This window comes from Verrucosispora sp. WMMA2044 (assembly GCF_027497155.1).
GTDB classification, from domain to species: Bacteria; Actinomycetota; Actinomycetes; order Mycobacteriales; family Micromonosporaceae; genus Micromonospora; species Micromonospora palythoicola.
Map to the genome: position 1 here is coordinate 5,079,876 of NZ_CP114913.1, position 24,545 is coordinate 5,104,420.

At 70.5% G+C, this 24,545-nt stretch carries 22 protein-coding genes; 11 read left to right on the forward strand and 11 right to left on the reverse strand.

The window, feature by feature from the left end:
- Positions 1-101: 101 nt before the first annotated feature.
- Positions 102-1,031 carry a hypothetical protein gene (locus O3597_RS23080; RefSeq protein ID WP_281602378.1) on the forward strand — a complete coding sequence of 310 codons (930 nt, stop codon included), beginning with the start codon at positions 102-104 and terminating at the stop codon, positions 1,029-1,031.
- Between the two features lie 45 nt (positions 1,032-1,076).
- Here the strand turns inward: O3597_RS23080 and O3597_RS23085 are convergent, their stop codons facing one another.
- Positions 1,077-1,553, reverse strand: coding sequence for a hypothetical protein (locus tag O3597_RS23085; RefSeq protein WP_164446468.1), 477 nt, complete (start codon positions 1,551-1,553; stop codon positions 1,077-1,079).
- A gap of 407 nt (positions 1,554-1,960) precedes the next feature.
- Between O3597_RS23085 and O3597_RS23090 the strand changes: the two genes are divergently transcribed.
- Positions 1,961-2,767, forward strand: coding sequence for an HAD-IB family hydrolase (locus O3597_RS23090; RefSeq protein WP_164446469.1), 807 nt, complete (start codon positions 1,961-1,963; stop codon positions 2,765-2,767).
- A 71-nt stretch (positions 2,768-2,838) separates the two neighbouring features.
- Here O3597_RS23090 and O3597_RS23095 read toward each other — a convergent pair whose 3' ends face one another.
- On the reverse strand, positions 2,839-3,585 hold the full coding sequence (locus O3597_RS23095) for an oxidoreductase (protein WP_164446470.1): 747 nt from the start codon (positions 3,583-3,585) through the stop codon (positions 2,839-2,841).
- A gap of 457 nt (positions 3,586-4,042) precedes the next feature.
- On the opposite strand from O3597_RS23095, the gene acs reads away from it, so the two are divergent.
- Positions 4,043-6,031 carry an acetate--CoA ligase gene (acs, locus tag O3597_RS23100; protein ID WP_281602379.1) on the forward strand — a complete coding sequence of 663 codons (1,989 nt, stop codon included), beginning with the start codon at positions 4,043-4,045 and terminating at the stop codon, positions 6,029-6,031.
- A gap of 301 nt (positions 6,032-6,332) precedes the next feature.
- Here the strand turns inward: acs and O3597_RS23105 are convergent, their stop codons facing one another.
- The 3 genes from O3597_RS23105 to O3597_RS23115 all read right to left on the reverse strand — a co-directional run bounded on the left by O3597_RS23105 (position 6,333) and on the right by O3597_RS23115 (position 9,616).
- The gene (locus O3597_RS23105; RefSeq protein WP_164446472.1) at positions 6,333-6,779 is read right to left on the reverse strand and encodes a hypothetical protein; all 447 of its coding nucleotides are present in this window, start codon (positions 6,777-6,779) and stop codon (positions 6,333-6,335) included.
- A 103-nt stretch (positions 6,780-6,882) separates the two neighbouring features.
- Positions 6,883-8,487, reverse strand: coding sequence for a hypothetical protein (locus O3597_RS23110; RefSeq protein ID WP_281602380.1), 1,605 nt, complete (start codon positions 8,485-8,487; stop codon positions 6,883-6,885).
- Between the two features lie 256 nt (positions 8,488-8,743).
- The gene (locus tag O3597_RS23115) at positions 8,744-9,616 is read right to left on the reverse strand and encodes a hypothetical protein (RefSeq protein WP_164446475.1); all 873 of its coding nucleotides are present in this window, start codon (positions 9,614-9,616) and stop codon (positions 8,744-8,746) included.
- Between the two features lie 692 nt (positions 9,617-10,308).
- On the opposite strand from O3597_RS23115, the gene O3597_RS23120 reads away from it, so the two are divergent.
- Together O3597_RS23120 and O3597_RS23125 are read left to right on the forward strand one after the other, a co-directional pair.
- The gene (locus O3597_RS23120; RefSeq protein ID WP_268967984.1) at positions 10,309-10,440 is read left to right on the forward strand and encodes a hypothetical protein; all 132 of its coding nucleotides are present in this window, start codon (positions 10,309-10,311) and stop codon (positions 10,438-10,440) included.
- Between the two features lie 88 nt (positions 10,441-10,528).
- Entirely contained in the window at positions 10,529-11,461 is a 933-nt protein-coding gene (locus O3597_RS23125) for an alpha/beta hydrolase (RefSeq protein WP_281602381.1), read from the forward strand.
- A 3-nt stretch (positions 11,462-11,464) separates the two neighbouring features.
- Here O3597_RS23125 and O3597_RS23130 read toward each other — a convergent pair whose 3' ends face one another.
- On the reverse strand, positions 11,465-11,830 hold the full coding sequence (locus tag O3597_RS23130) for a hypothetical protein (protein WP_164446477.1): 366 nt from the start codon (positions 11,828-11,830) through the stop codon (positions 11,465-11,467).
- A complete protein-coding gene (locus O3597_RS23135; protein ID WP_281602382.1) occupies positions 11,827-14,712 on the reverse strand; it encodes an SseB family protein in 2,886 nt (961 codons plus the stop codon). Before O3597_RS23135 ends, O3597_RS23130 begins: the two co-directional genes overlap by 4 nt.
- Before the next feature lie 244 nt (positions 14,713-14,956).
- Here O3597_RS23135 and mycP point away from each other — a divergent pair, with 244 nt between their 5' ends.
- Positions 14,957-16,108 (forward strand): type VII secretion-associated serine protease mycosin, encoded by a 1,152-nt coding sequence (mycP, locus tag O3597_RS23140; RefSeq protein ID WP_281602383.1) that lies wholly within the window; start codon positions 14,957-14,959, stop codon positions 16,106-16,108.
- Between the two features lie 38 nt (positions 16,109-16,146).
- Here mycP and O3597_RS23145 read toward each other — a convergent pair whose 3' ends face one another.
- Both O3597_RS23145 and O3597_RS23150 read right to left on the reverse strand, forming a co-directional pair.
- A complete protein-coding gene (locus O3597_RS23145) occupies positions 16,147-16,440 on the reverse strand; it encodes a WXG100 family type VII secretion target (RefSeq protein WP_164446478.1) in 294 nt (97 codons plus the stop codon).
- A gap of 25 nt (positions 16,441-16,465) precedes the next feature.
- A complete protein-coding gene (locus tag O3597_RS23150) occupies positions 16,466-16,786 on the reverse strand; it encodes a WXG100 family type VII secretion target (RefSeq protein ID WP_164446783.1) in 321 nt (106 codons plus the stop codon).
- 240 nt (positions 16,787-17,026) lie between these two features.
- Between O3597_RS23150 and eccE the strand changes: the two genes are divergently transcribed.
- The 4 genes from eccE to rarD all read left to right on the forward strand — a co-directional run bounded on the left by eccE (position 17,027) and on the right by rarD (position 20,898).
- Positions 17,027-18,907, forward strand: a complete 1,881-nt coding sequence (gene eccE, locus O3597_RS23155) for a type VII secretion protein EccE (RefSeq protein WP_281602384.1) — start codon at positions 17,027-17,029, stop codon at positions 18,905-18,907.
- Positions 18,908-18,952: 45 nt separating this feature from the next.
- Positions 18,953-19,339: a phage holin family protein gene (locus O3597_RS23160; RefSeq protein ID WP_164446481.1), complete on the forward strand. Its 387-nt coding sequence runs from the start codon at positions 18,953-18,955 to the stop codon at positions 19,337-19,339.
- A 129-nt stretch (positions 19,340-19,468) separates the two neighbouring features.
- On the forward strand, positions 19,469-19,966 hold the full coding sequence (locus tag O3597_RS23165; protein WP_281602385.1) for a GNAT family N-acetyltransferase: 498 nt from the start codon (positions 19,469-19,471) through the stop codon (positions 19,964-19,966).
- Positions 19,963-20,898, forward strand: coding sequence for an EamA family transporter RarD (gene rarD / locus O3597_RS23170; RefSeq protein ID WP_164446483.1), 936 nt, complete (start codon positions 19,963-19,965; stop codon positions 20,896-20,898). Before O3597_RS23165 ends, rarD begins: the two co-directional genes overlap by 4 nt.
- Before the next feature lie 25 nt (positions 20,899-20,923).
- On the opposite strand, the gene O3597_RS23175 is transcribed toward rarD, so the two are convergent.
- The gene (locus tag O3597_RS23175; RefSeq protein WP_164446484.1) at positions 20,924-21,616 is read right to left on the reverse strand and encodes a zf-HC2 domain-containing protein; all 693 of its coding nucleotides are present in this window, start codon (positions 21,614-21,616) and stop codon (positions 20,924-20,926) included.
- Positions 21,613-22,128, reverse strand: coding sequence for a sigma-70 family RNA polymerase sigma factor (locus O3597_RS23180; RefSeq protein WP_164446784.1), 516 nt, complete (start codon positions 22,126-22,128; stop codon positions 21,613-21,615). Before O3597_RS23180 ends, O3597_RS23175 begins: the two co-directional genes overlap by 4 nt.
- A 225-nt stretch (positions 22,129-22,353) precedes the next feature.
- Here O3597_RS23180 and O3597_RS23185 point away from each other — a divergent pair, with 225 nt between their 5' ends.
- Positions 22,354-24,477, forward strand: coding sequence for a PhoX family phosphatase (locus O3597_RS23185; protein ID WP_281602386.1), 2,124 nt, complete (start codon positions 22,354-22,356; stop codon positions 24,475-24,477).
- Positions 24,478-24,545: the final 68 nt, after the last annotated feature.

Sequence of the window (24,545 nt, forward strand, 5' to 3'; positions counted from 1 at the left end):
CGGTGAGGCTGTCCGCTAGGTGACAGCACCCTGACGGAGCGGCGGGACGCGCCTACGCTTGGCGCACCCTTCGCCGGCCACGCTCCGGAGGGAGCCGTCCCATGCCATCCATCCTCGCCACGGCACTCCTCACAGCCGCCCTCACGGCCGCACCCACAGCCGCCGTGTCTCCAGCCCGCACCGACTACCGCGCGGTGGACCTCGGCACGCTCGGTGGTGACAGCAGCTACGCCACCGGCATGAACGACCGAGGTGACGTGGTCGGCCGGGCCCAGGGCGCGGATGGCATCTACCGCGGATTCCTCTGGCGCAGAGGCCGGATGATCAATCTGGGCGACTTCAGCCCGACCGATGTCAATGACCGAGGTCAGGTCGTCGGCGTCCGCGACGACGGCTCCGGCGCGTACGTCTGGCATCGCGGCGTCCTGCGGCCGCTGGGCGGCCCGTCCGGCCGGCCCGTGGCGATCAACGACCGCGGCCAGGTCGTCGGTCACACCGACGCGGGCCCTGTCCTGTGGACGAACCGCCGTCCCCGGCCATTGCCCCTCGGCGACGTGTCCGACATCAACGAGCGCGGCCAGGTCGCCGGCGGAGTGTCCGTACCGGACGGCTTCCACGCCGCCCGGTGGCACCGTGGCCGGGTCACCGACCTCGGCGCCGGCCCCTTCAACCGCAGCAACACGTACGCCCTCAACGACCGTGGCTGGGCGATCGGCTGGCAGTTCTCGGCCGACCAGTCCGAACGCGGCATCCTCTGGCGGCACGGACGCGCCCTGGACGTCGGCACCCTCGGCGGCAGCTTCACCCGGCTGCGGGCAATCAACAACCGTGGCGAGATCCTGGCCAGTTCCCAGGCCACCGATGGAAGCGAGCGCCCGGCGCTGTGGCGACGCGGCGTGCTGCATGACCTCAGCCTCGCCGGGATCAGTACGGAGGGCGAGGTCGTCGACCTCGATGACCGTGGCCGCATCGCCGCCTCGATCCGCCCGGTCTGGGGTGTGAGCCGCGCGGTCGTCTACCACCCGCGCTGACGAAACCAGTCCGGGCTACTGCGGTGACGCCTGGGCGGCCCGGCCTCACCGCCGGGGCGGTGTGGAAGAAGTCGACCGCTGGACCGAACCCGTCTTCAGCCTGCGATGGGCGATCAGGACATAGGCCGCAGTAGGACCAAGCACAGCGGCCGCGCCGCCCCCGCACGCCAACAACGTGCCGGCAACCGTCGGCTTGTCGGTCAGGACCGCGATGCCGGCCACGTAGAGCATCGCCAGCACTGCGGCGACGGCGAACGCGACAAGTAGCTTCACGGACAGCCGTCCGCTTCTCGAGGCGATCTCACCGATCCAGCCCGCCGGCACGAACAGCAGCGGCACCAGGGCGACGCCCAGACACGCCAACGAAGCGCACAGTACCGGCCCGGCGAGCGGGCCACCCAGATCTCCAGTGGTGCTCGACGCGTACACGAGCAGTCCGGCGTAGATGACGGGCGTCTGTGCCACGAAGACCACCCAGGCGACAAGCGCGCCGGCTCCGTGGCGAGCAATGGTTCTGTTCATCGTGCCTCCCCAGCGACAGCTTCGGGAGGGTATGCCACTCGACAGACACGGCTTCACCTGGGCCGGCAACGGGAAGGGAAAGGGACGACCCCCGTCGGGGGGAGACGGGGGTCGTCGGAGGTTCGGCTCCGGGGGGGTCGAGCCGAACCCGCTCAGCGGTCACGGGGGGTGCAACCGCCGAGAGTCTGCCGGTTGTACGAGATATGAATGCCTGTGCTGTAACCAAGTCTGCCTGAGCGGACCTGTGTACGTCGAGTGGTGTAGCCTCCACTCCCTGCGAAATCCTGTTCGCTGGGTGTGACCACGGTCACTGTTCGCAGGCGGGTGGGGGTCGGCCCGCAGGTCTTAGCGCTCTTCAGCCCCCGGGCACCCGCCGACGATAGACCATCGGGCTAGACTTTCGCGCCGTGGGCCGAAGTGCCGCTTTCTTCGATCTGGACAAGACCGTCATCGCCAAGTCGAGTGCCTTGGCGTTCGGCAGGCCGTTCTACCGGGACGGCCTGATCACTCGGCGTGACGTGGTCAAGTCGGCGTACGCGCAGCTGATGTTCCGGCTGGGCGGCACCGACGAGCAGACCATGGCCCGGACCCGTGACTATCTCGCCACCCTGTGTAAGGGGTGGCCGGTGGAGCAGGTCCGTCAGATCGTCGCGGAGACGTTGCACGAACTCATCAACCCTTACGTGTACGCGGAGGCCGCCGCGCTGATCGAGGAGCATCAGGCCGCCGGCCGGGACGTGGTGCTGGTTTCCGCCTCGGGCGAGGAGATGGTGCGCCCCATCGGTGCGCTGCTCGGGGTGACCGACGTGATCGCCACCCGGATGGGCGTGGTCGACGGGCGGTACAGCGGCGAGGTCGAGTTCTACGCCGCCGGTCCCAGCAAGGTCGAGGCGGTCAGCGAACTCGCCACCGCCCGGGACTACGACCTGGCCGACTCGTACGCCTACTCCGACTCGTACAGCGATCGCCCGTTGCTGGAGTGCGTGGGGCATCCGTCGGTGGTCAACCCGGACCGGCAGCTGCGCCGGCTGGCCGTCGAGAACGCCTGGCCGGTGCTCGAGTTCCGGCACCCGGTGCCGCTGGGGCGGCGACTACGCGAGCGGCCCGCCGTGCCGGTCGCCGCGGCGGCGCTCGGCGTCGGTGTCGGGGTGGCCATCGGCATCGCCTGGTACGGCCGGCATCGCCGCACCCGCGCCTCCGCCTCGCCGGCCTGACCGCGCCCCGAGCTGCACCACCGCGGGCACAGCCACCGGGCACCACCATCGGATGGATCTTCGGTACCCGCTCAGGCGGCGGCCAGGATCTCGTCGCCGATCGCGGTGAGCTGGTCGGCGCCCACCTCGACGGCCGACATGTAGTGGCGAAGCCAGGATCGCAGTCCGTCCGGGGTGCCGGTGGCGAAGGCGCCGGCCGCGCCCACGTACTCCGGCTCGCGTTCCCGGTGCCCGACATCGACGGCGAGCAGTCCACGTGGGTCGAATCCGGTGGAGAGCAGCACGAGACGGGCCGCGCCCCGGGCCACCACGCCCGACGGGCCGGCGAACGGGCGCAGGTTGAGCAGTTCACCGTGTACGACGGCGGCCAGCACCAGCGGAGTGACCCGGGTACCGCCGGCCACCAGGGTGGCCAGGGCGTCGAGCCGGGCGGCGACCACCGGATCGTCGACCGGGCGGCCCAGCGCGGTCTCGGCGACCACCTCGCGGGCGGCGAGCACGTGCAGCTTCGCCAGCACCTGCCGGGGGGCCTTCGGCCAGAGTTCACTGAGCCCGGGCAGGGCGCCGGCCACCCGCAGCGCGCCCTGGAGCACCGGTTCGGTGACGGTGCCGGCGCGTACCGTCTCCCGCTCGTGGTGGTGACCCTCCAGCCCGGCGCTGGCCACCGCGGAGCGCAGGCTCACCTCGGCGGCGACCTGGCCGCCGTGGCGCCGCAGCGCCCGGTGGCCCAGCGCCCGGTCGAACCGGTCGCGGGCACGCTCCACGGCGGCGGCGATGTCGGCGAGGTCGAGCAGCGGCGCGAGCGGATCGGCGGTCACCCCGACACGGTAGCGACGATGCCGACGGCCCCGGGCGGGAGTCACCGGCAACGCGAGCCCCGCCACCCACCCGGCCTGGCGGAGACCACCCGCCCGACCGGGGCCGCGCCGGGGGGCCGCGCCGGGAGGGGCGCAGTCGCGACATGCGGCATGTCGGGCTTTCACGCCGACGGGAAGGCCCGACATGCCGCAACCCGTGACCGATCGAACGCCCACGCCACGTGCCCCGGCGGAGAAGGGCAGACCTGCCCTGCACCTCGGCGCGTGGGAGGGGCCGTTGAGCGACGGGCGCGTCGGGGATCGGTCGCCTCGCTCGGCCGCCGCGACTAACCTGCCCGGGAGAGACCCAGGTCACCCGAGCAACGAGGAGTCACCGCATGAGCGAGCGTCAGCGAGCGAATCATCAACGCGGCGCGCTGGTGCCTCATGGCGGCACGGAGCGAAGCGGAGTGCCGGCATGAGCGAGGCATTGGCCAATCTGCTGAACGAGACGCGCCAGTTCCCGCCGCCGGCCGAACTCGCCGCCGACGCCAACGTCACCGCGGACGCGTACGCCGAGGCGGCGGCCGACCGGCTCGCCTTCTGGGAGCGTCAGGCGTCCCGGCTGGCGTGGACCAGGCAGTGGGACGAGGTGCTGGACTGGTCCCGGCCGCCCTTCGCGAAGTGGTTCGTCGGCGGGCAGTTGAACGTGGCCTACAACTGTCTGGACCGGCACGTGGAGGCTGGCCGGGGTGACAAGGTGGCGATCCACTGGGAGGGCGAGCCCGGCGACAGCCGCACCCTCACCTACGCCGACCTGCACCGGATGACCTGCCAGGCGGCGAACGCACTCACCGATCTCGGGGTGACCGCCGGTGACCGGGTGGCGATCTACCTGCCGATGGTCCCGGAGGCCGCGGTCGCGATGCTGGCCTGTGCCCGGATCGGCGCCACGCACAGTGTCGTCTTCGGCGGCTTCTCCGCCGACGCGCTGACCAACCGGATCCAGGACGCCTCGGCGAAGGTCGTCATCACCGCCGACGGCGGGTACCGGCGCGGCAAGCCGTCCGCGCTCAAGCCGACCGTCGACGAGGCGGTGGCGAACTGCCCGTCGGTCGAGCACGTCCTGGTGGTCCGGCGCACCGGCGAGGAGGTCGGCTGGTCCGAGCGGGACCACTGGTGGCACGAGACGGTGGAGCAGGCGTCGGCCGAGCACACCGCGCAGCCGTTCGACGCCGAGCACCCGTTGTTCATCCTCTACACCAGCGGCACCACCGCCCGGCCGAAGGGCATCCTGCACACCACCGGCGGTTATCTGACCCAGGCGGCGTACACCTCGTACGCGGTCTTCGACCTCAAGCCGGACTCCGACGTCTACTGGTGCACGGCGGACATCGGCTGGGTGACCGGTCACTCCTACATCGTCTACGGCCCGCTCGCCAACGGGGTGACCCAGGTGATGTACGAGGGCACCCCGGACACCCCACACAAGGGCCGCTTCTGGGAGATCGTCGACCGGTACCGGGTGACGATCCTCTACACGGCGCCGACGTTGATCCGCACCATGATGAAGTGGGGCGAGGAGATCCCGGCCGAGTACAACCTCTCCTCGCTGCGGCTGCTCGGTAGTGTCGGCGAGCCGATCAATCCCGAGGCCTGGATGTGGTACAGGCAGCACGTGGGACGGGGTGAGCTGCCCATCGTGGACACCTGGTGGCAGACCGAGACCGGCAGCATGATGATCTCACCGCTGCCGGGGGTGACCGCCACCAAGCCGGGCTCGGCGATGACGCCGCTGCCGGGCATCGTCGCGGACGTGGTGGACGACCAGGGCCAGTCGGTGCCCAACGGCGGCGGCGGTTACCTCGTGCTGCGCGAGCCGTGGCCGTCGATGCTGCGCACCATCTGGGGAGACGACAACCGGTTCATCGAGACGTACTGGTCGCGGTTCGGCGCGGGTGCCGGTGGCGACGGCCCGTGGATCTACTTCGCCGGTGACGGCGCGAAGAAGGACGACGACGGGCACGTCTGGCTGCTCGGCCGGGTCGACGACGTGATGCTGGTGTCGGGGCACAACATCTCCACCACCGAGGTGGAGTCGGCGCTGGTGTCGCACCCGTCGGTGGCGGAGGCGGCGGTGGTCGGCGCCACCGACCCGACCACCGGCCAGGCGATCGTCGCGTTCGCCATCCCGAGGGGCAGCACCGAGATCTCCGGCGAGGCCGGTGAGCAGCTCATCGCCGACCTGCGCAACCACGTGGCGAAGACGCTCGGCCCGATCGCCAAGCCCCGGCAGATCATGCTGGTGCCGGAGTTGCCGAAGACCCGGTCCGGCAAGATCATGCGTCGGCTGCTGCGGGACGTGGCGGAGAACCGCTCGCTGGGCGACGTGACCACGTTGCAGGACTCGTCCGTGATGGACCTGATCTCCTCGGGGATGAGCGGCGGTAAGTCCGACGAGGACTGACGGCAGACGTAGGACCCGACGGGGTGACCGTCCGCGAGGACGGTCACCCCGTCTTCGCATCAGACGCCCACCACTGCACCCTGTCGCCTGGCGTGCCCGGGGCCCTGACCTGGCTGCCTCAAGGCGGCGACCGGCGGGGCCCGGCGGGGCCCGGACACTGCGCACACTTCGTCCGGGCCCCGCTTGGGGTACGCGCCCACTCATGTTGCCGGAGGGGCAGCGTAGGCAGCAGCAGGGCCACGTGGCGGGAATCGAGCGGGCGGGGGCTGCGACTCCTGACCGATACTCTGCAATGCGCCCTTCAGTCGACAACGTCGAGCGTCATCGGTTCGCCGGCGCCACCGCTTTCGTCGAGGCAAGAGAACGTGATCATGTCATCTAGTTCCGACACGAGCGCTGGTGGCACCAGGAAAAACCCGTCGAAGACATCCCGAACTACCGGAAGGTCGGATGGGTGGTCCACCTTGACCGAGACTTGAGTCCGGCAAGGACTGGCAACAACGACGACGCCGAACACCCGGGCGGCTGCTGTCGTACCCAGGCCATGGCATGCGGAGGTTGTCGCGATCTCCGTGCCGTCGTCGGCGACCTCGCTGATCCGCCAACAACGAGATGAGCCGACTTTGGTTTCCTGCTCGGTTCCGCCGGCAGCGGTCTGGAGGGACACCTCACGACCGCCGGGAAGGTCAACCGATGCCACCACGGCCGACCACCTTTCTTGACCACCATCCTGATTCTGGCCGCTCATCTGGGAATCCTTGGAACAGCCCGATACGGCAGCTAGTACCGCAGCAAGGCCGAAGGCGACACGCCCCACGGCGCTCATCATCCCGCACGTCCTCTCGTCCGTCTCAGATCATCAATGGGAAGCGTCCACCGCAAGCCGGCTTGTCGCAGGCGAGTGCGAGATAGATCTGGCCGAGCGAGGCACCATCCTGCGCACCGTCCGAGCAGAGAAATCCGTCGCACATGCCCTTCTCTTCCCAGCGGTGGCGGGGAGCAGCGTGGCTCCGTTCAATCCAGCTACCAATTGCCGAGGCAGGAATCGAGGGCTCAGCCGAGGCGCACGTCTGCCGTTCTTCGCAAGGGCCTATTCCATACAAGGTGTCCACGATGCGATTCTGCCGTGCGATAACGGCTGCCCGTGCCATCGCCGCCTTGTCGTGCAGATGCCCACCTATGATGGCCAGCATGGCAGCAACATCCATGGATTCCGGATCACCACCCTCTTGGAGTTGTGCCAGAGCCAGCTCGTCCACCCGCCGCTGCTCCTCGCCACCGATCGCGTTCGCAACAAGCACGTCAACGAGCTCGTATCGGTCACTCGGCTTGCTCGACGTGTTACTTTCGACCGTCACCGAAACATCGGCGATATCGGCAACCCGGGCGAGGCGGGCAGATGCCAGAGGGTGAGCGGTCGACGGCAGCGAAGCGTCCTTCAGCATCGGCGTCCACAACTGTTCGACACTGTCGCCGAGCCTGTTCGCAAACGCGGCGTCACCAGCCACGAGGTCCGCGAGAGCGAGCGCAGCGTGAGTTGCTGCCAGCGTCTCGTAGGGGTCGACAGCCGATCCCAGGACCCAGCCCGCTCTTGTGTACGGTCGGTCCATCTGCGAGATGACAGTCCGACATCCCAGTTCACGAGCGTAGAAGGTGCCTTGGGTATCAGCGTCCACCCGGTTGGGCAGAGTTACGGTCCCCGTTGAGGTGACCAGCTTGGCGCAGGTCTCCGGACGCAGCGAGGTGCGCGGCTGTCCCAAGCTGGATCGCACAGAATCAAGCTGGTACCGCGCACCCAGCCAGGAAATGTCGATTGATGAGGGTTCTATAGCGTTAAGAATGCTGAGAACGGCAGCGGACACTCGCAGCTCGTCCTCTTTCGAATCGTTTCCGCTGCGACCGGCACCGACCACTTCCAGCAAAGGTATAGCGGTAGAGACAGCCTCCTCAGGAGTAAGCGTCGTCGACAGCCCAGACAACTTGGCACCCGCTTGGCGTAGGGTCGCGTCGGGTACGGGCAGACCGACGTCTCTCATCGCGCGCACGGCTGCTGCCGTACTGCCCCACGTTCCACCAGCGCCCGGGTCGGGAGCATAAAGATCCCCGTCCCGCATTGTCTCCAGCTTGGCCGCCGTCAACTGAGGGTCCAGACGAATGTTCAGGTACTTGGCGATACCGGCGGCGTAACTGATTTGGGCGACCTGCTGAAGCGGCGAGGAACCAAGTCCATTCCTGGCAGCCACTTGCACCCAGGTCCCGATTCTGACTGGATCAACGCCCGGTGGGGGGCGGCCGTCACGCCACCTCAACTGCCAATACGTTTCATATAGGGAGAACGGTGAACGCGCCTCGCTCCACGCATCGTCGACGAAATAGTGGTTGCTTCCAGGCCCTATGACGAAGGAATCGGATAGGAGATCCGCCACATCCTCCTTCGTCTTGATCGGTGCTACCACGGTCGTAGCACGGTCGACAGCGCCTACGACTGCGGGGGGCGAAGCGGGGTCGACAGCGGTTGGTGGGCCGACGGCGTTACCTGAGCAGGCAGTGATGGACGCAACAAGTATCGCCGAAACCATCAAAGAGCATCGCTTAGCGACTTTTTTGTGGCCGTCTCGCATCAGTTATCTCGCCCTGGCTTTCTTGGCAATGCAACGGGTCTCGGCCCCGATGAGGCCGAGACCCGCAGCTGTTACTCTACTCATCCGTCGATTAAGGCAGGGCGACGCTGCTGTAGGCATCCGTCGTGTAGAAGTTGCTGCCGAAGCCGTAGGAACCGTGCACCTCGTACTTAACCTTGCTAACCCGGCCCGAGCTCACCTTAAGGTACACGTGCTGGACACTGTGGTTGACTCTCCACGTGTTCTTCACGGTGTTCGAGTACGAGATCCGACCGCTGCCGTGGTTGACGGTCCCAGAAGGAGAGCCACCGAAGCTCCAACTCAACGCGAAGTAGTCAATGTCCCAGACATCCCGGTGCTTGATGCTGGTGGCGTTGTAGGGCGACGTACCGCCCCACTGTGAATAAGACGTGGTGTTGTAGTAGTCGGCCTTCGTGAAGCAGCAACCCGTAATGGTGTAGACGTCAACGAGAGCCTTGCCATAGGACTTGAGAAGCCCCGACTTACCGCCCGGCGGCGTGATGGTGCGACTCGCCGACTTGTAGATGTTGAACTTGCACGGGGGGAAATTGATACTGCAATGGCTTGCAGAGTTGTTTCCGACATAAGCCGATAGGGTTGAATAGGCACCACCCGTTCGACTGGCCGCCGAGGCTCCCTCAGGATCTGGCTGGTACTCCGGGTCATAATCGACAGCGGGCTCGTCCGAGAGCTCTGCCTGGCCGGGTCCGGAGTCTGGCTGAGGCGTGTCCCCGTTTTCGGGTGCGACGGCCGCCGGCCCCTTGTCCTTGATCTTGGGGTCGGGAATCGTAACGGTGACAACTCCAGGCTGGTCGACGATCGTGACAATTCCCGGATCCGATGACTCCGCCGCAGCCGGCGCCTGCGGCGCAACAGCCCCAACGAGCGCCATCGTTCCAAGGATTCCTATCATGCCAGATAATCTGGCCTTCTTTTTGGTCACGACTTTTTACCCCGTTCACTCGGTACAACGAATAAGACAACCTTCGAGTGCCGCCACATCGGGTCGATTATCCCGACCACCATTAAGGCAGATCAATAAGGTACGCACAATGTAACAGTACCGAGTTCCGCGCGATGCCCCACTTTTGAGCACGTTAAGCGACCGGCAGACATGGTCGACGGTTCGGCACCCTGCGTTAGCGACATTGACCGATTTACCCCCTCTTTCACCTCGGGGATCACCGTCAGTGACCGGTAACGATTGCGAAACGGGCTCGGGCATGGGTCGCGTCCATGGAGGTGGTGTGCCGACATGCCCGTGATGAGGACGTCGCATCGACCGGAGACGGGCATCGCGGAGTCCTTCGAAACGACTGGATCCAACAGGAGAGGCTGCTGACGCACCGCTGGCAGGCCGAGCAGGTCCGCGAAGCGGACATGCAGCGGCAGGGTCCACGGTCGGTGTCGAAGCCGACGGCGATGCAAGGCGTTAGGCCTGGGCTGGGCGTCCGACAAGGACGCGCCGGTCGGACCGCCAATCCCTATACGGCCCGCGGCTCGCAACCGCTGATTGAAGCGGCTCACCCTCGACGGACGGCCACAAGGAAGGCCAACGTCCTGGCCGGCCGGCTCAGTCGGGGCGGCAGCGGCCCCTGCTACACCCTGGTCACCGACGACGGCCGGGAGTACGCGATGCACGGCACCGACAAGGGCACCTTCGCCACCGGCGCCTGGGTGCGGGTGACCACCGCCCCGGCGGCGGACGGGGTGGACTGCGGTCCGGGAATCCCGGTCAGCATCCTCAAGATGAGCCCGGTCGGTTGACCGTCCGCGCCCCTCGGCGGGGTCGGCCGGGCACCCCGCGCCGACGGCACCAACCGGGCCACCGGCGTCGGGGTCCTAGGCTGTCGTCATGACCGAGCAGCGTGACGAGGCCGTCGACGAGTCCTGCGTACTCACCGAGGGGCCGTGGACGCACCGGTTCGTGGGTGCCAACGGCAGCCGCTTCCACGTCGTGGAGGCGGGTACCGGGCCGATGGTGCTCTTCCTGCACGGCTTTCCCGAACACTGGTGGGCCTGGCACCGGATGCTGCCGGCGGTCGCCGACGCCGGTTTCCGCGCCGTCGCGATGGACCTGCGGGGCTACGGCGCCAGCGACAAACCACCCCGGGGGTACGACGGCTACACCCTCGCGGCTGACGTGGCCGGGCTGATCCGGGCGCTCGGCGAGCGCTCGGCCACCCTGGTCGGCACCGGTGCCGGCGGCATGATCGCCTGGACTGCGGCGTCGTTCCACCCCAACCTGGTGCGTCGCCTGATGGTGCTCGGCGCCCCGCATCCGCTGCGGCTGCGGGCGGCCATCTTCGCCGACCCGCGCGGTCAGTTCGCCGCGTCGACCCCGGCGCTGAGATTCCAGCTGCCCCGGTACGAACACCTCCTCACCCGTGACAACGGCCGCGCGGTGGAGGAGATCCTGCGCCGCTGGGGCGGCCACCGCTGGGTCACCGGCGCGGACTTCGCCGACTACGCGCGGCGCTACCGGGAGGCCATGCGGATCCCGCAGGCCGCCTTCTGCGCGCTGGAGGGCTACCGGTGGGCGTTCCGGTCGGTGCTGCGGCTGCACGGCTACCGGTTCGTGAAGCTGATGCAGCGACCGCTCGCCGCGCCCACCCTGCAACTGCACGGGGCGCGGGACGTGGCGGCGTTGCCGCGTACCGCCCAGGGCTCCGGGCGCTACGTCAGCGCACCGTACGAGTGGCGGCTGCTCGACGAGGTCGGGCACTTTCCCCACCTGGAGATGCCGGAACTGGTGCTCGGCGAGGTCCTCCGCTGGGCGAAGTCCTGAGCTTCAGACCCGCTGCTCGCGTACGTCGGTGACCTCGCCGACCGGGGCCCATCCCTGGTATACGCCGAAGTCGAAGGCCTCCAGCCGCATCGCCTGCGCGACCGGCCAACGGCCACCGGTGTACTCGACCCGCAGCCACCCGTCGTGCTCGGCCAGCACGATGAACGGCTGTCCCTTCCAGGTGCAGGTGGTACGGACGTACACCAGTTCCTCGATTTCGCCGGCCGGCACGACCCGGACGTGCCGGCCGGGGCGTACCTCGGTGAAACCCTCGGTCGCCTCCGGCTGGTAAAGCCGGACCTCGCTGCCGTCCGGGCTGGCCGGGAACTCCCGCCCGCGCCAGCGCGCCACGTAGCCGTCGCGCATCACCGCTCACCGACCTCCCGCCAGGAGAGCGTGTCGGCGTCGAGCACGGCGACCGGTCGCTCGCCGCCCGAGGCGTCGATGCGGACCAGTTGCGCGCCGTGCGGCAGCCGGACACTGTCCACCTTGAACTCGGCCAGCACGTCGCTGCCTTCACCGGGGGCGAAGCCGTTGCCCCGGAACGGGGGCCGTTCGATGACCCAACCCTCCATCGCCCGCATGGCCGCCTCGTTCTGCCCGCCGTACGGGATGCGGTACAGGCTCGGCCGGTACGCCGGCCACCGGAGCACGTAGATCTGTTCCGCGTCCGGCGCGAAGGGCGACTCGGGGTGGTTGAGGCCGAGCGCCTGGTAGAGGGCGGCCGGGGTGGTGAGGTGCGCCAGCTCGCTCGCCCGGTGGACGAACCCGGAGACCCGGTCGTAGCCCCGTTCCAGGTAGTAGCCGAGTTGACTGGGTGCGATCGCCTTCTGCATCACGATCGGCCGGGTCAGGTCACCCGCCGGTGCCGCCTGCCGTGGACTGCTCGCCGGTGCCGGGGCCTCGACGTTCGGCTCGGGCTCACCCTCGGCGTCGTCGCCGAGGCCGAGTTCGGCGGCCCAGTTGGCCAGCCCGACGATCTGCTCACCGGGCAGCTTCGCACCCACCGGGGTGCCCGGGTTGACGGCGAACGACCAGGAGAGGTCGGGCCACTTCCGAATGAGCTGGACGAAGCGGACCTGGACCGTCTCGGCCGCCGGATCGGTGTGGTCGGCGAGGCGCTGCGGAGAGGTGTAGGCCACCACGAAGGTCTGCCCGTCCAACTGCACGGCCGGCCAGACGAAGCCCGGATCGCCGGGACGGCTACCGGGGGCGGAGTCGGCCGCCACCGGCATGAGAACCCGGGCCAACAGCAACGTGGACAGGAAGGTGTCCGTGCTGCCGGCCTCCGCGGCACCGTGCAGGTCCTCCTCCACCTCGTTGGCGGGTTGGAAGGGCGGATCGGCGGGCGGCGCGGTGGGCGCAGCGGACGTGGACGTCGGAGCCGGGGACTCGGACGCTGCGGGTGCTCGCGTGGCCGTCGCGGACACCGGCGTGAACAGCGACGGGCTCTCCGTGACCGGGCCGGCTGGGCGGGTGGCGACCGGCGCCGCCGTTCCGACGCCGGCATCCGTCTGGTCCTGGCGCGGCGGTGCAGGAGCGGCCGTCGGAGCGGCGGCCGTCGACCCGGGCATCGCCGATCGTCCGGGAACGGTCGACTCGGGCGTCACCGTCCGGACCGGGACGGTCGGCTCGGGCGGCGCTGCCGGCACCGCCACCGTCGGCTCGGCTGCCGCCACCGTCGGCTCCGGGCGGGGGGTCGGAAAGCGTACCGTCGGCTCGGGATCGACAGCCGTCGGCTCGGGATCGGCGACCGGCGGCTCTGGTCTGCTCGCGACCTTCGCGTCCGCCGGTGCCGGACGAGCCGACGTCGCGCCCGCCCCGGTCGCGGACCGGTCCCCGTCGCCGCTTGGTCCGCCGGGCTGACCTGGGTGGCCGTTGGTCAGGGTGAGGTCCCGGGCCTCGATGATGGTGCCCTCTATGACGATCGGGGTGAAGCCACGGCGCGGCGCGGGGGGAGCGGAGACCGGCTCGGCCGCCGAGGTCGGTTGTTCCTCCTCCGGCTGACGACGGGGCAGCGCCTCGGTCGGGTCACCGCCACCGGCGGTCGGATCACCGCCACCCGGAGCCGCCCAACCGACGGGGGTGCTCACCCGCAGCGGCCGAACCGGCCCGTCGGGCGGTGGCAGCGGCTGGGTCGTCTCCTCGTGCGGGACGGCACGGGTCCGGGCGGTGGCCTGGTCGTCCTCGCTGAACACGAAAGCGCGGGTCGGCCCGTCGGAAGGCTGCTCACCGGCCGGGCCCCGGCGGGGGAACGGCTGACCGCCCCGGAACCGCGACGGTGGTGCCGCCCGGTCGGCGAGGCGGTCGCCGCGATGCGGTGAGCGACCGTTCGCCGGCTCGAAGAAGGATCGCTGACCCGTCGGCTCGGGGCCGGAGCCGGCCGGGCCGCCGTTGGCGGGCGCGCCGGACCGGTCCGGCGCGGTGGGCCACCCGGGCCCGCCCGACGTCGGTTCCTCCTTCCGGCCCGGTACCGGCCGCCGTGGCGGCACGCCGCCCACGGTGCCGGCGCCGTCGGGCCGGGCAGCACCCAGACCACCCGGCCGCTGGGCGTCGGCACGTCCCATCCCACCGCTGTCGGGTGGTGCCGGGCGGGCAGCGAGGCCGGGTGACCGGTCGGCGGAGTCCGTGCGGGGGCGGGCGACCGTGCTCGACGCCGTCGGCGGCACCTCGGGAAGGTGGAAGGCCGCCGGCACCACCGGTGGTGCCGGGGAGAGCTGTGTCGGTCGGACCGGACCCGGCGATCGCGGTGGGGAGGGTGGGTTGGGCGTCGCCGGGGCGGATGACGCCGCGGCGGCGTCGCGGGCCCGGTTCAGCGCCTCCACGCGTTCCAACCGGGCGCGGGCACCCACCGTACGGCCGGGCAGCCGGACATCGCCTCGGGACAGCTGGGAGACGTACCAGGCGGGCAGGTAGCCCTCGATGGGCAGGCCCGGGTTCACCGCCAGCCACCACTCGTGGTTCGGCCAGCTCGCGGCGAGTTCCGCGTACCCGGTGCGTCGACTGGGCCCGGCGTGCTCACCGAGGCAGGCCCGCATCGCCTCGGCGGAGGTGAACGCCAGCACGTGCGTCCGGCCGCCGGTTGTCCACGTGCCCCAGCCCACCGGTGTCCGCCCAGCGGCCGCCTGTGCGGAGACCGGCAGCAGCAGCTCGACACCGGACAAGATCCGGAAGTAAAGCTGCTGGTCATTGCCGTGCAGCGCGTCTCGCATCGCCGCCTCGGCCCCGGTGGCCGGCTCCCAGTCGGTCACGGCCACCCCTCCTCCCGGGCACAGCCATAGGTGTCGGATACAACCTACAAGGTGATTGCAAGATCACAATGTCAGGCCGTCGGCGGCCCGCCCGGTTCACCAGCAACCGATAACATCCCGTCTCGGTGTCGACACGATACGGAGGCGGTCGATGTACCGGACGCGCGGTGTGCGCCAGCGAGGTGGTCGGCGCCCACCTGGCGTCCTTCGGGCGGTTCTGGCCGCAGTCCTGCTGGCCGGCCCCATGACGGCCGTCGCGGTGGATCCGGCCCACGCCGCGCCCGCCTGCGCTTCGCCACCGGCTCCGGCCGGGCCGATCTCCGCAGCCCCCTGGGCGCAGCAACGGTACGCCCCGGGGCGGCTCGCCCGACTGGCCACCGGCGCTGGGGTGACCGTGGCGGTGGTCGACTCGGGCGTGGACCGGACCCATCCGCAACTCGCCGGGCGGGTGCTCCCCGGCACCGACCTGCTCGATGCCGGCGGCGACGGCGGACTCGACTGTGTCGGGCACGGGACCGGCGTGGCGAGCATCATCGCCGCGGCGCCCCGCGACGGGACGGCCTTCCAGGGGCTGGCACCCAGGGCCCGGATACTACCGATCCGGGTCAGTGAACAGCAGGTCGTCGACGGACGTGGGACGGGACGCACCGCGACGCCCGTGGATCTCGGCCGGGCCATCCGCTGGGCGGTCGACCAGGGCGCCGCCGTGGCCAACCTCTCCGTGGTGCTCTACGCCGACCATCCCGTGGTCCGCGCCGCGGTCGCGTACGCGCTCAGCCGGGACGTGGTCGTGGTGGCCGCCGCCGGCAACGGGCCCACTGATGGCCAACGACACCCGTACCCGGCCACCTACGACGGGGTGCTCGGGGTCGGCGCGGTCGGCGCGGACGGGCGGCGGGCCGACTTCTCGCCGACCGGCACGCACGTGGATCTCGTCGCTCCCGGCCTCGACGTGCTGGTCGCCGCTCCCGGGGACGGTCACCGCAGTGCCGCCGGCACCAGCTACGCGGCACCCTTCGTCGCCGCCACCGCCGCCCTGCTGCGTCAGTACCGCCCCGACCTCGGGGCCCAGGAGGTGGCCCGGCGGATCGTCGCCACCGCTGATCCGGCTCCCGGCGACGGGTACGGGGCGGGGGTGCTCAATCCGTACCGGGCGGTGACCGAGACCGGGGCGGTGCCGAGGCACGCGCGGCCGGTCACCGGGCTTGCCGACGACCGACCCGATCCGGCGCTGCTGGCACAGCAGGACCGTCGACGTGACGCACGGAACCGGGCACTGCTGCTCGCCGGCGCGGGCGTGCCACTGGTGGTCACCGTCGTGCTGGCCGCGGTGGTGGTGCCCCGAGGGGTACGCCGACGGTGGCGTCCAGCCGACCACGGCCACGACGCGGGGTGACGCCGGCCGGCGTCACCCCGTGGTCTGTGCGTGGCGGTTCACTGGAAGAGGTTGGTGTTCCGCTTCTCGGTGTCGAGGTAGTCGGCCGCGGATTCGTCGACCGCGAGCTTGATGTCCCGCAACATCGCCTGGAGGTCCTGCGAGGCGTTTCGCCACCGCGCCTGCCGCTGCTCGTAGGCCTGCTGTGCCGCACCGGACCAACTGGCCACCAGCGGTGCCGCGTCGCGCTCCAACTGGCCGAGCTGCCCGTCGAGCGTGTTCAGCGCTCGCTGAATGTCCGCGCTGGCCTGTTGCAGCGCGGCGAAGTTGACGACCAGCACACCGTGCTCCATCGGATTCTTCTCCCTGCGTCGTGGGCTAGAGCGGCAGTTGGATGCCGCCACGGTTGGTGGCCGCCACCCGGGCAGCCGCCTCGGTGTCCGAGACGTCGTACCGGGTGCCGGCGGTGCGGATCGCCCCCGCCGTCTCCCGCAGCGCCTGGTGAAGCCCGGCCTGATCCTCCGCCCACTTCCGTTTGACCTGCTCGAACGATCGGCCACCAGCCCCGCGCCAGGCCTGCTGGAGGATCTCCAGCTGGACCAGCAGTCCACTGAGCATCGACTGCAACGACTGGTCTGTCTGCTCGAACTTCGCCGCGGTCTGCTGCATCACCGCGGCCTCTGCCTGGGTCTGGGACACCTTGGACGTCACCTCGTCTCCTCGGTCGTGGCTGGCCCTGCGGCGGGAAACGCACCACCCACGACGCCGGAGGGGGAGCACGACGCGGGATGGGCCAACGAGAACTCGTCGCTGAGAGTAGCTACACGGTCGCGGTTCTGCTACCCCACCTCGCTCCCCTGTGGATAACGCGCTCGATCGCCGGTAACTACCATGGGCGTCGTCGATGTCGCGATCGGTGACGGTCGAAGGGAGGGCACGGTGGCGGCGACCCTCACCCCGACCCGCCCTGACACGGCCGGCCGTCAACCCTCCGACGACCCGTCGTCCGGCTCCGCCCGCCGGATCCGCCCCACCGGGCCACGGCGACGGTCCGGGCTTCGGTGGCACTCGACCCCTCTGAGGTCCGGGCAGATCGTCACCACCCAGGTGGTGGCGGCGGCAATCGTCGTGGTCGCGGGCCGGGGTCACCTGGCGACGGCCGCCACGACACTCGCGGCAGCCGTGCTGCTCACCGTGACCTGGGGCCGGGTCCGCCGACGATGGCTGCACGAGTGGCTGGTCATCGGCGTCGGCTTCCTGGCCCGGCGGCGCGCGACCAGACCCGACGACGGCCCGACCGAGCTGCTCGATCTGGTGAACCCCGACACCGTCATCGGTTCCGTCGAGCTGGGCGACGGTTCCGCCGCCGTGCTGGACGACCCGGACGGCCTGGTGGCGCTGTTGGAGATCGGCGATCCGGCCGACCTGCTCGGTGACCGCGAGCAGCCGCTACCGTCGCCCGCGTCGCTGCTCCCGGCGGAGACCGATCCGGGGCCGCCGGTACGCGTACAACTTCTCCTGACCGGTACGCCGGCACCGGCGGTCGGTGCCGGCGGCGGTGCGGCGGCCGTCTCGTACCGTCAGCTCACCGACGGACAGCTGGCCGGGCGGGAACGGGCGGTGCTGGCGGTGCGGGTGTCGCGGGCGGGCGGCTGGCCGGAGGAGGCGCTGCGGCACGCCCTGGCAGGCACCGTGCGACGGATCGTCCGGCGGCTGCGACCGTTGACCGTGCGCCCGATGGGCGAGCAACCGATCCGGCGGGTGCTCGCCGAGTTCGCCCACCACGACGGACGTCCGGTCCGGGAGTCCTGGCAGGCGGTCCGCTGCGGCGACCTACTGCAGACCACCTTCTGGTTGAGCGGCTGGCCGGGCGGGCAGCCGGCCGCACTCGTGCCCCGGCTGTGGACGCTGCCGGCGACGGCGATCACGGTCTCGCTGCACGCCGGGACGGATCGGCCGACCGCGAGCGGGCTGCTCGTTCGGCTGGCCGCGGCAACACCCGCCGAGTTGTCCGACGCGGCCCGACAGTTGCGGCGGACGGCGGTCGCCGAGGGCGTGCCGGTGGAACGGCTCGACGGCCGGCAGTTAGACGGGCTCGCCGGAACGCTGCCGTTGGCCCGGCCCGGGACACCACTGCTGACCGGTGCCGGGAACCCGAAGCGGGTGGCGCCGTACGGTGCCGCGAACCTGGTGCGGGAGGTGCCGTTCGGCGCCGCCGGGTTGATGCTCGGCGTCAACCGGCACGGCGACGCCGTCACCGTCCGGCTGTTCCGGCCGGAGAGCACCCGGCTGATGCTCGTCGGTGGGGTGCCCGCCGCCCAACTGGTCGCCGTGCGCGCGATGGCACTCGGTGCCCGGGTGATCGTCCAGACGGCCCGGCCGCACGCCTGGGCGCGGTTCGTCCGGGGCACCGGTGCGCCGGGCAGGCCTGTTCCGCTGGTACCACCGGGCCGCCCGGTCACGAACGAGCCCGGGACGCCGCTCGCCCCGGTGCTCGTGGTGCTGGACGCACCACCGCCGACCGGTCCCCGACCGGGCACCGCCTGGCACACCACGCTACTGGTCCGCGACGTGCTGACCCCGGCCGACGCGGACGCGCTGGGCCGGGCCGACCTGGCGGTTTTCCAGCCGCTCAGCCGGGCGGAAGCCACCGTTGCCGGCAACGCACTGGGGCTCGGCGACGCGGCGGAGTCGCTGACCCGCATCCGGCACGACATGCTCGCGGTGGTCAACCGACGCGCCCTGCGATGGGCCCTGCTCGCCCGCACCCCGATCGAGGCGCAGCTCATCGACGTCCGAGCCATCGACCAAGCAGGATGATCTCGCGGGTTCCGCCCGTGCGCCCGCCGTGGCACCATGCCCGCCATGGGTTTTCTGAAAGGTCTACTGATCCGGGTCGGCGCCACGGCGGTGGCCTTCTGGCTGGCCACACTGCTCATTCCCGGCATCTCGCTCGACACGGAGTCGATCTCCGAGACGATCCTGACCCTGATCCTCGTCGCGGTCATCTTCGGGGTCGTCAACGGGGTGCTCCAGCCGATCATCAAGACCGTCGGCTGCGGTTTCTACCTGCTCACCCTCGGTCTGATCGCACTCGTGGTGAACGGTCTGCTGTTCCTGCTCACCGGCTGGATCGCGGATCAGGCGGGGTTGCCCTTCGACGTCGACGGCTTCTGGCCGGCCGCGGTGCTGGGCGCGCTCTTCGTCGGGATCGTCACCTGGATCCTCGGCGCCATCCTCGACCGCGACTGACCGCGACACGGCACCGACCCTGCCGGTGGTCGCCGCCCGACGGTGGCCACCCCGGCAGGGCGGTCGCGCCGGCCATATCGCGGGAATTGGCTGCGGAAACGGCCACGCCGAGGCACTAGCTTCGACAGGGTGTTCACTCTCGCCCGCGTCGACGGCTACACGATCAGCACCGATCCGACCCGGCTCGATCTGGATCTCGTGCACGGCTGGCTCAGCCGGGACGCGTACTGGGCGCTCGGGCGGGACCGGGAGACGGTGACGCGGGCGTTCGCCGGCTCCCTCGGCTTCGGCGTGTACCGGCCGGCGGACGGCCGGCAGGTCGCCGTCGCCCGGGTCATCACCGACCGGGCCACCTTCGGCTACCTCTGCGACGTCTACGTCGACCGGGCCGAACGGGGTCGCGGGCTGGGCACCTGGCTGGCGGGCGCGGTCCGTGACCACCTGGCCGAGCTCGGCGTACGCCGGATCCTGCTGGCCACCAACGACGCGCACGGGGTGTACGCGAAGGTCGGCTTCGACCCCGTACGCGCCGACCGCTGGATGGAACTCGACCGGCGCGACCAGGCCGTGAGTCCGCTCACCAGCAAGGATCGACAACCCGGTACGCCCCTTACGGTGGAGCCGTGACGTCGCTCCGCCTCGGCTACCTCTACGGACTCGGTGCGTACCTGCTGTGGGGGTTCTTTCCGCTCTACTTCAAACTGCTGCGCCCGGCCGGTCCGCTGGAGATCCTGGCCCACCGGGTGGTGTGGTCCGTCGCCTTCGTCGCGCTGCTGCTCGTCGCGCTGCGCAACGTCGGCTTCCTCCGGTCCCTGCTGCGCCGGCCCCGGACCCTCGCGGGGATCGGTGCCGCCGCCACGCTGATCGCGGTCAACTGGTTCACCTACATCTACGGCGTGAACTCCGACCGGGTGGTGGAGACCGCGCTCGGCTACTTCATCAACCCGCTGGTGGTGGTCCTGCTCGGGGTGCTGGTGCTGCGCGAGCGGCTGCGCCCGGCACAGTGGTCGGCGCTCGGCGTCGGCGCCCTGGCCGTGGCCGTGCTCACCGTCGACTACGGTCGGCTGCCGTACCTCGCGCTCATCCTGGCGTTCTCCTTCGGTGGATACAGCCTGGTGAAGAAGCGCCTCGGCCTGCCCGCGGCGGAGGGTCTGTTCGTCGAGTCGGCCGTGTTGTCCCTGCCCGCACTGGGCTACCTCGGCTGGCTCGCCGCCACCGGTGACGCCGCGTTCGGCCACGTCTCGGCCGGCCACACGGCCCTGCTGGTGCTCGCCGGTGCGTTGACCGCGATCCCGCTGCTGCTCTTCGCCGGTGCCGCCAACCGGCTGCCGCTGACCGCCCTCGGGATGCTCCAGTACGTGGCGCCGATCCTCCAGCTCGGCTGCGGCGTACTGATCTTCCACGAGCCGATGCCGCCGGCCCGGTTGGCCGGCTTCGCCCTGGTCTGGCTCGCGCTGATCGTCTTCACCGCCGACGCGGTACGCCAGGCCCGACACACCCGCCGGCTGCGCCTGGACGGCACCGTGCCCGCCACGGCGGCGGTCGCCACCAGCCGCTGAGGTCGCCCACCGCCGAGGTTCCGGCTCAGCGGACCTCGTAGGCGAGCACCGGAGTGCCGTCGGCACGGATCAGTTCCAGCCGGACCAGTTCGGCGTTGGTGAACCGGGTCGCCCCGGTTATCCGCAGGTCGTCGCCGGGAGCGGCCAGCCAGGAGCCGATCTGCTCCTGCGAGCCGTCCCCGGCGTGCGCCACCAGCCGGAAGGCGTTCGCCTTGCCGTACCCGGCCCGCTCGTCGTAGCCGCAGTGCATGGTCACCTCGGTGCCCCAGTCGGTGCCGGTCAACCCGATCTCGGCATGCACCGGCACCGTTCCGGCGACCGGCTGCATCTGCACCATCCGCACCTGGGTTCCCGGCCCGGTCGGCACCTGCCCGGCCAGCATGGTGGCCGCCCCGAAGCCGACCACCAGGGCGAACGCGGCGGCGGCCAGACCGATGACCGCGTACCGCAGCCGACCGGCCTGCCGCTCACGGCGTCGGCGCTCCCGGGCGACGTTGAGCAGTTCGGGCACCCGGGGGTTCTCCGGCGGTGGGAGGAACTGTTCCAGGCTGGCCGGATCCAACCGGCCGAGCAGACCGGGCAGCACGGCGATCTCGGAGACCGACTGCTGGCAGGCCGGGCAGTCGGCGAGATGCCGTTCGTAGGCCACCCGGTCGGCTGGGGAGAGCGCGCCCAGCACGTACGCCCCGTCGTCGTACGCGAACTCGCAACGGTTCATCCGGTCACCCCCATCTCGGCCAGGACCAGCCGCAGGGAGCGCAACGCGTAGTGGGTGCGGGACTTCACCGTGCCCGGCGGAACTCCCAGCCGCGACGCCGCCTCGGAGACCGACCGCCCCTGGTAGAAGCACTCCACCAGGACATCGCGGTGTGAGGGACTGAGTCGGTTGAGGGCCTCCGCGACCGTCCACGCCTCGACGGCTCGCTCGGTTTCGTCGACGACCTCCGGCGGCTCGGGAAGTTCGTCGGTGTAGATCTCGCCGACCCGGGTGGACCGCCGCCGCCAGGCGTCGATCGCCAGGTTGCGGGCGGTGGTGAAGAGCCAGGCGCGCACCGAACCCCGCCGGGGGTCGAGCGACTCCGGATGCCGCCAGGCCCGCAGCAGTGTCTCCTGCACCAGGTCCTCGGCGCGCTGCCGGTCGCCGTTGACCAGCCGCAGCGCGTGCGCGTACAGCGCCTCGGCATGCTCGTCGTGCAGGGCGCGCAGCAGGTGGGCGTCGTGGTCGCTGATGGTCTTCTCCTCGCTCTCGGCGCGAGCGGGCGCGGTGTTACGACCAGAGATACGTGCTGTCACGCCGAACGGTTCATTCCCAGCTCAACCTGGGATTCCCGGGGATGGAGTTCATCGCTGGTTCACATCGACGCCGACCCACGCTCACCGCGCCGCCCTAGCGTCCGGCGGGTACGCGTCGGTGACCTGCACCGACGTGCACCGACCCTCAGGAGGATCCTCCCCATGAGCGACCGTCCCCGGCTGCTCCCGCTGCTGGGCACCCCTCGCCACGGCAGCCGCGACGCCATGACCTGCCTGTACCGCTGCGGCAACGCCTGTGACCATCCGGTACCCAACACCTCCGACAACGCGTACTTCGGTGACGTGGTGAACGCCGAGGTCAGCCGCCGCGGTGTGGTCCGCGCCGGGGCGGTCGGCGCCCTGGTGCTCGGTTTCAGCGGCGCCGCGGCCGGCGCGCTGGCCGGTGCGGCCCCCGCCGCCGCGGCCCCGGTCCCCCCGGTGCCGCCGGCCGGTCAGCCGGTGGCGGCCGGCCGTCGTCCGGGCAGCGGTGCCCTGAGCTTCAAGCCGATCCCGCCGAACACCCTCGACACGTTCGTCGTACCGAACGGGTACGACCACGCCGTCGTCATCCGCTGGGGTGACCCGGTGGTGCCCGGTGCGCCGGAGTTCAACCTGCGCCGGCAGACCGCCGCCGCGCAGGCCAAGCAGTTCGGCTACAACAACGACTTCGTCGGCGTGCTCCCGCTGGACAAGCGCGGCAAGCGGGCACTGCTCGTGGTCAACCACGAGTACACCAACGAGGACCTGATGTTCCCCGGCTTCACCAGCCAGGACGCGCTCAGCGTCGAGCAGGTGAAGGTGGCGATGGCCGCACACGGCATGTCCGTGGTGGAGATCGAGCGGGTCGCCGGCACCGGCCAGTGGCAGGTCGTCGACTCCGGCCGTCGGCCGTACAACCGCCGCGTCGACGCGCTGAGCAGCAAGTTCGAGCTGACCGGCCCGGCCGCCGGCTCGTCGTTCGTGAAGACGGCCGCCGACCCGAAGGGTCGTACGGTCATCGGCACGCTCAACAACTGCGCCGGTGGCGTCACCCCCTGGGGGACGGTGCTCTCCGGTGAGGAGAACTTCAACCAGTACTTCGTCGGCGGCGACGCGGCGCCGGAGTCCGAGAAGGCCCGGCTGGCGCGCTACGGAATCAGCACCAGCGCCCGTTACCCGAGTGGCAGCCGCAAGTGGGACCGGGCCGCCGAGCGCTTCGACCTCGCCAAGCACCCCAACGAGGCGAACCGGCACGGCTGGGTCGTGGAGATCGATCCGTTCGACCCGGAGAGCCGCCCGCGCAAGCACACGGCGCTCGGCCGGTTCAAGCACGAGGGCGCGAACGTCATCGTCGCGCGCAACGGGCACGTGGTCGCGTACATGGGCGACGACGAGCGCTTCGACTACCTGTACAAGTTCGTCTCGGACAGGAAGTTCATGAAGGGTGACTCCTGGGTCGCCCGCAAGCACAACCTGACGCTGCTTGAGTCGGGCACCCTCTACGTCGCCAAGCTCGACCAGACCAGCGCCGGTGAGATCGACGGCTCCGGCACCCTGCCCAGCGACGGTGCCTTCAACGGCCGGGGCCGCTGGATCAAGCTGGTCAGCGGCAACCGCTCCTACGTGGACGGGATGACCGCCGCCGAGGTGCTGACCTTCACCCGGTTCGCCGGGGACAAGGTCGGTGCGACCAAGATGGACCGTCCGGAGGACGTCGAGCCGAGCCTGCTCACCGGCAAGGTGTATGTGGCGTTGACGAACAACTCCAACCGTGGGGTCGGTAGCAACCCGGCGCCGGACGAGGCCAATCCGCGTACCGCCAATCGGCACGGGCAGATCCTGGAGCTGGTCGAGGACCGGGGGGACAACACCAACGACACGTTCACGTGGTCGCTGCCGATCGTCTGCGGCGACCCGGCGGACCCGTCGACCTACTTCGCCGGGTACGACAAGACCAAGGTCTCGCCGATCTCCTGCCCGGACAACGTGGCGTTCGACGGCGCCGGCAACCTCTGGATCTCCACCGACGGCAACGCGTTGGGCAGCAACGACGGCCTCTTCGCCACCGCGACCGAAGGCCCGGAGCGCGGCCACCTCAAGCAGTTCCTGACCGTGCCGGTCGGTGCGGAGACCTGCGGGCCGTTCATCACCGAGGACAACCGCTCGGTCTTCGTGGCCGTACAGCACCCGGGTGAGATCACCGGTGCCACGGTCGACAACCCGGCCTCCACCTGGCCCGACGGCGACTACGCCAAGCCGGGCGTGGTGGTGACCTGGCGGCTGGACGGCGGACCGGTCGGTAGCTGACCCCGCCCCGGCACCGCGCCGGCCGCCGATCCGACGGCCCTCTCCCCACCAGGGAGGGGGCCGTCTCG

Excerpts from the sequence above, each read along its gene's own strand:
- O3597_RS23125 (WP_281602381.1), top strand. The coding sequence starts at position 10,529 with ATGACCGAGCAGCGTGACGAGGCCGTCGACGAGTCCTGCGTACTCACC.
- mycP (WP_281602383.1), top strand. The coding sequence starts at position 14,957 with ATGACGGCCGTCGCGGTGGATCCGGCCCACGCCGCGCCCGCCTGCGCT.
- O3597_RS23080 (WP_281602378.1), top strand. The coding sequence starts at position 102 with ATGCCATCCATCCTCGCCACGGCACTCCTCACAGCCGCCCTCACGGCC.
- O3597_RS23120 (WP_268967984.1), top strand. The coding sequence starts at position 10,309 with ATGCACGGCACCGACAAGGGCACCTTCGCCACCGGCGCCTGGGTGCGG.
- O3597_RS23105 (WP_164446472.1), bottom strand. The coding sequence starts at position 6,779 with ATGAGCGGCCAGAATCAGGATGGTGGTCAAGAAAGGTGGTCGGCCGTG.
- O3597_RS23185 (WP_281602386.1), top strand. The coding sequence starts at position 22,354 with ATGAGCGACCGTCCCCGGCTGCTCCCGCTGCTGGGCACCCCTCGCCAC.
- O3597_RS23145 (WP_164446478.1), bottom strand. The coding sequence starts at position 16,440 with ATGGAGCACGGTGTGCTGGTCGTCAACTTCGCCGCGCTGCAACAGGCC.
- acs (WP_281602379.1), top strand. The coding sequence starts at position 4,043 with ATGAGCGAGGCATTGGCCAATCTGCTGAACGAGACGCGCCAGTTCCCG.
- O3597_RS23175 (WP_164446484.1), bottom strand. The coding sequence starts at position 21,616 with ATGAACCGTTGCGAGTTCGCGTACGACGACGGGGCGTACGTGCTGGGC.
- O3597_RS23085 (WP_164446468.1), bottom strand. The coding sequence starts at position 1,553 with ATGAACAGAACCATTGCTCGCCACGGAGCCGGCGCGCTTGTCGCCTGG.
- O3597_RS23160 (WP_164446481.1), top strand. The coding sequence starts at position 18,953 with ATGGGTTTTCTGAAAGGTCTACTGATCCGGGTCGGCGCCACGGCGGTG.